Source organism: Acidobacteriota bacterium (genome assembly GCA_035471785.1).
GTDB lineage: Bacteria > Acidobacteriota > UBA6911 > RPQK01 > DATIPO01 > JANQFM01.
In genome coordinates this window covers 1-4,927 of record DATIPQ010000051.1, presented here as the reverse complement: position 1 = coordinate 4,927, position 4,927 = coordinate 1, and the positions used below count along the sequence as shown (strand labels likewise).

General features: G+C 64.0%; 2 protein-coding genes. Both read right to left on the bottom strand.

The window, feature by feature from the left end:
- Positions 1–1,580, bottom strand: a 1,580-nt coding sequence (locus VLU25_07845) for a DUF5117 domain-containing protein (protein HSR67839.1), incomplete at its 3' end; no start/stop codon positions are given.
- Between the two features lie 204 nt (positions 1,581–1,784).
- The coding region (locus VLU25_07840) for a sialidase family protein (protein HSR67838.1) at positions 1,785–4,927 on the bottom strand (3,143 nt) is incomplete at its 5' end.

Sequence of the window (4,927 nt, the reverse complement as noted above, 5' to 3'; positions counted from 1 at the left end):
GAAAGCTGGTCGACCCCGTGCAGGGTGCTGGCCTGAAAATTGTGGCGCAGCCCCAGCGTGTGTCCGACCTCGTGGGCCAGCAGTTCCATGGTGTACTGGCGCACGAACTCCTCTTCCTCTCCGGCGTCCCAACTGGGCCGCGAGGAGAGGACGTCGTAGGCCATGGAGACCTTTTCGGCCAGTCCCTGCCCGTAGCTGCACAGATTGCGTCCGTCGGCGAGGGCGCCCTCATGCTCCCAGGCGTCCTCCTTGAGCTTCTGCATGGCCTGCACCGGGTGCACATAGAGCTCGTAGCGGCGCCGCGCTCCCAGCCTCAGGATGCCCTCGCTGATTCCGATGTCGGCATCCAGCAACTGGCCCGTGTAGGGATTGCTGTGGGAGGGTCCGATGGCGAAGCTGGCGTCGTAGCCGATCATCCAGCGGATGGTGTTGTAGCGGATGTCGGCGGGGTCCCACTCGGCGTCGTCGGGCTGCTGTTTGACCACCACTGCGTTCTTGAATCCCGCCCCTTCAAAAGCATCGTTCCAAAGCAGGATGCCGTCGCGGATGGCGTCCCGATACTTGTAGGGGATGGAGTTTTCGAGCCAGAAGACGATGGGCTCGACCGGCTCTGAAACTTCGGCTTCAGGGTTCTTCTTCTGCAGGTTCCAGCGGGCGATGTAGCGTACATAAGGAGTCTCGGGCTGGTCGTCGGTGTAGTCCATGTGCATGTCGACGAAGTAACCGATGCGGTCGTCGGCCAGTCGCGGCATGTAGTCGTTTTCGGGCAGTTCCACCAGGCTGTAGCGGAAGCGCAGGCTGAGCGAGCGGGGATCGGGCAAGGTTACCGAACGGCCTTTGACTTCGCTGGCTTGAAAGTTGAGGACCGCGCCGATCTCGGAGTTCCTGGGAAAGGACTTGAGGAAGACAAAGCCGCTGTCGTCCTTGTTGATTTTGTAACCGGTGTCGTAGCGGGCTTTGAGTCCCTGGGCCGTGCCGTGCAGATCTCTGGAGAGCCACAGTTCCTCCAAATCGACGAGGACGCTGTTGCGCTCGGGATGCGGCTTGCTGAGGATCTTGGCCGAAGCCATCAGCGAGTCGCTGAACGACTTTTCCACCGCCCTGGCCGCGGGGGTTCCCGGGTCGGCCCGGAAGCGGATGTTCTTCTGCACCAGTTGTACCCGCTTGCCGAAGCGGCGCCACTGGAAGACGTACTCTTCGCGCATGATGGTGCCGTAGAGGCCGCGCTCGCCCGTGGCCTGCTCGGTTTTGGCCGAGTAGAGGTAGTCCTCGTCGAACTGCTCGGGCAGGATCTCGATCAGGACCTTGTTTTCGTCCTCCTTGCGGTAGAAACTGAAGAGTCCCTCGACCCGTTCCATGTCTTCCACCACGTCCTCAAAGGACTTCTCTTTGTCCTTCTTTTTATCTTGTTCTTTTTCCGCGTCCTCGGCTTTCTTTTCGCCGTTTTCTTGCTGGGCTTCCGGCTCCTGCGGAGCCTGCTGGGCCGGTGTCCCCAAGACCTGGGACATGCCCAAAAGCACGCATAGCGCCAGCAACCACAGCAGGATGGATGGTTTTCTTCCAGACGGTTCTGCTTTCATAGGTGAACCCCTTTCACAAGACATTTGCAAATACCAATAGCAATGTGGTGAGTGCCTGCCCTCTAGGACGGAAGGGAGGCGGTTCTGGTTTACATTTTTTCTCTGCGGCGGGCTATTCCAAAAGCCCCGAGAGCCAGTGCATGAGGTTGAGGAGGAACTGGGAGAAGTTCCCGTTGCTATCGAAGCCCTGGGCGCACCCCCCCTTCAGCGGGGGGCGTGGACGGGGATGGGGACGGTTTCGAAGAGGAGCATGGGGACCAGGTTGGGACGGGTTCCGCGCAGCAGCAGCAGGGTGGACGGCTGGGAGCTTTCGATGCGGATGACGTCCCCCGTAAAGCCGATGAACTCGGCGTCCAGAACCGCCAGGTGCTTGGCGCGGGGGGCCAGGTTCTCCACCAGCGCAACGCGGCGGACTTCCTCTCCGGCCGCGGTCAGCAGAACCGCCTCAACCAAGGCGGATTCATCGCCTTGATTGATGATCGACATGCCGTCGAAGACGTTGGCCCATTCGCCCGGATAGAGCAGGAACTCGGTGTCCATCACGGCGCTGGCCGGCGTGTGGGCGGTGGCGCCGGGCCCGTCCACGAAACGGTAGCCGGCCACCACTGGAGTGGGCTCGGCCGAGCAGATGCCGAAGTGGCTGACGGGCTGCTCGTGGAACAGTTCCTGAGAAAGACCGATCTGGCTCTGCCCTTCCAGGACCTGCAGAGAGACCTCCTGCAGCCGTTGCCCCGTTTCATTGAAGCCTGCCAGGGTAACCTGGGCGTTGAGCGAAGCCCCGGGGTGGGCCACGAAAATGCGCGTCTCGAAACCCACTCCTTCGGGAGTCACGTGGGCCACCCATCGGGAAGGATCGCTGCAGGCGGCGGCTCCCCGGGAACGGATGGAAGAAGCCTCCAGGACTCCCGGACGCCCGTCCACGGGCACGGTCTGGAAGAGCAGCACCTGCCCGGTTTGGGGACGGCTGCCGCGCAGGATCAAGGGCGTGAAAGGCTGATCGGATTCAAGAGCGATCATATCCCCCTGCTGTCCGATGAACTGGGCGTCGATGACCGACAGCGCCTTGCCCAAAGGAGGCAGGTCGTCGGCCAGCGTGGCCCGGCCCACTTCCTCTCCCTGCGAGGTCAGCAGCACGGCTTCGATGGTGGACGGCTGGTCGCCGCGGTTGATGGCGGCCAGCCCGTCGAAGACGATGTCGTACTCGCCCGGGAAGAAGAGGAAGCGTTCAGACATCAGCCCGGTTTCGGCCACGTGGGCGCTGGCGGCGGTTCCGGCCTTGAAGCGGTAGGCGGCGGAGACGGCGGCCTGGCTGGGCGCGCACACGCCCAGATGGCTGATGGCTTCACCGGGAAAGATGTCGGTACTGAGGTCGATGAGGGTTTCTCCCGGCTCCACCATTCGGATCAGCGAGGGCAGCGCAGTGCCGTCCTCGGAGTAGGGGACCAATTCAACTTCGGCGGCTTGATCGCCCGGGTTGGAAACCAGCACCGTGGTGGTGAACTCGACCTCGGGGGGCGTGACGTGGGGGATCCAGCGCTGGGGTTTGCAGGTGGGTCCGGGAGGGTCGATCTGGACCCGCCAGGCTCCCCGCCCATGGGTGAAAGCGAAGAGCAGGCGCGTGCCGTCATCGCGTTCGATCAGGTCGAAGGACTCGGTCACGGTGTTGGGGAAGCCGCTGCTTTCCACGGCCCAGGTCTGGCCGCCGTCCTCCGAGATGAAAACGCCCAGGTCGGTGCCCAGGAAGAGGCGTCCCGGCACCTGGGGGTCGGGCAGGATGGCGTGGACGGGAATGTCGGGCAGCGCTCCCGCTCCTTGGCCGTCCAGCGGCCGCCAGGTGGCGCCCCAGTCGGTGGACTTCCACACGTGGGTGCCGCCGAAGTTGGCGTAGGTGGCGTAGGCGGCGGCTTCTTCATGGGGATCGAAGGCCAGCCAGGTGACGAATCCGCCGCGGGGCTGGACCGAGGGCCAGGGCGAAGCGCCGATGGTGCTGAGAGCCGATCCCTGGCGGTGGATGAAGCCGTTGTTCATCCCCACCAAGGCGCGGTTGGAGTCGATGGTGGAGACGGCGATGGCGCTGACGCTGGCGTTGAGGCTGAGGTTGTCGCTGGCTGCCGACCAGATGGTGCCCCGGTTCTCGGTGCGCCACACCCGGTTGCCCCCGATCCAGAGCCGGTCGGGGTTGTTGGGATCGAGCAGGAAGGGAGTAATGAAGAGGAAGTTGGCGGGGCTCTCCAAGATTCCCGTCGTAAGGCCAATGTTGACGGTAGTGCCGCCGTTGTCGGAGCGGCTGAAGGCCAATCCTTGAAAAGAGAGGTAGAGGGTGTCGGGATTGCGGGGATCGACCGCCGTGTAGGCCCCGTCGCCTCCCAGGATTCGGCGCCAGCCGTTGGGTCCGGCTTGGTCCGAACTGAGCAGCGTCCCGTTGTCCTGGGCGCCGGCAAAGTAAGACTCTCCGTCGGGGAAGGCGGCGCCGTGATAGAACTGGATCGTGCCGTAATTGGTGACTAAGTGCCTCCAGGTCACTTGGCTGTTGGCCGGGCTGCACACCGAAGTGGGCTGCGTGGAGCGCGGGGCGCGGGCGTTGTCGGTGCGCCAGACGCCTCCGTCTCCCCCCAGGTAGAAAGTCTGGTTGCCATCCACCCCGTAGTCGGGATGAAAAACGATGACGTGGTTGTCGGCGTGCGAGGAGGGCGGGGATCTCCACCAATAGGAGACCGGCCCCCAGTTGCGTCCGCCGTCATCGGAGCGGAAGAGGTCCACGCCCCCTGCCCACACCACGTCAGGATCGGTGGGGTCGACGGCGATCACGTTGGCGTACCAGCCCAGGTTGGAAAATCCGTCGGACGGTCCTGAGCCGCACAGGACCCGGTTGGCGATGAGCGGATTGCTGAGCAGCAGGGTGTTGAGTTTGTTGGCGTCGGTGTTGCGCACCAGCGGCGTCCAGGTGCCCGGAAATCCCTCTTGGTCGGAGCGGAAGACGGCGTGGAGTCCGCCGCTATAGGGGCCGGGAGCGATGCTGGAGGCCAGAGCGTAGACGATGTTCTGGTTGGAAGGCGCGATGGCCAGCGAGGTGAGTCCCATACCGGGCTCGGTCAGCACCTTGTTCCAAGCGGCGTCGGAGTTGGCGTCGCGGTTGCGGTAGATCACGGCCTGGTCGAAGAGGGTCCCGCAGGAGGCGAAGAGGAAGTCGGCGTTGCCCTGGTCGCTTCGCATGGCCAGGTGAAGGCAGCCCCCTGCGATCAGCGCCCCGTTTTCCTTGCGGGGATCGAGCGACAGGGTCCAGGACTGGCCGCCGTCCAGCGACTGCCAAACTCCCGAGCGGGTGGCGGCGTAGAGGCGGTCGGGGT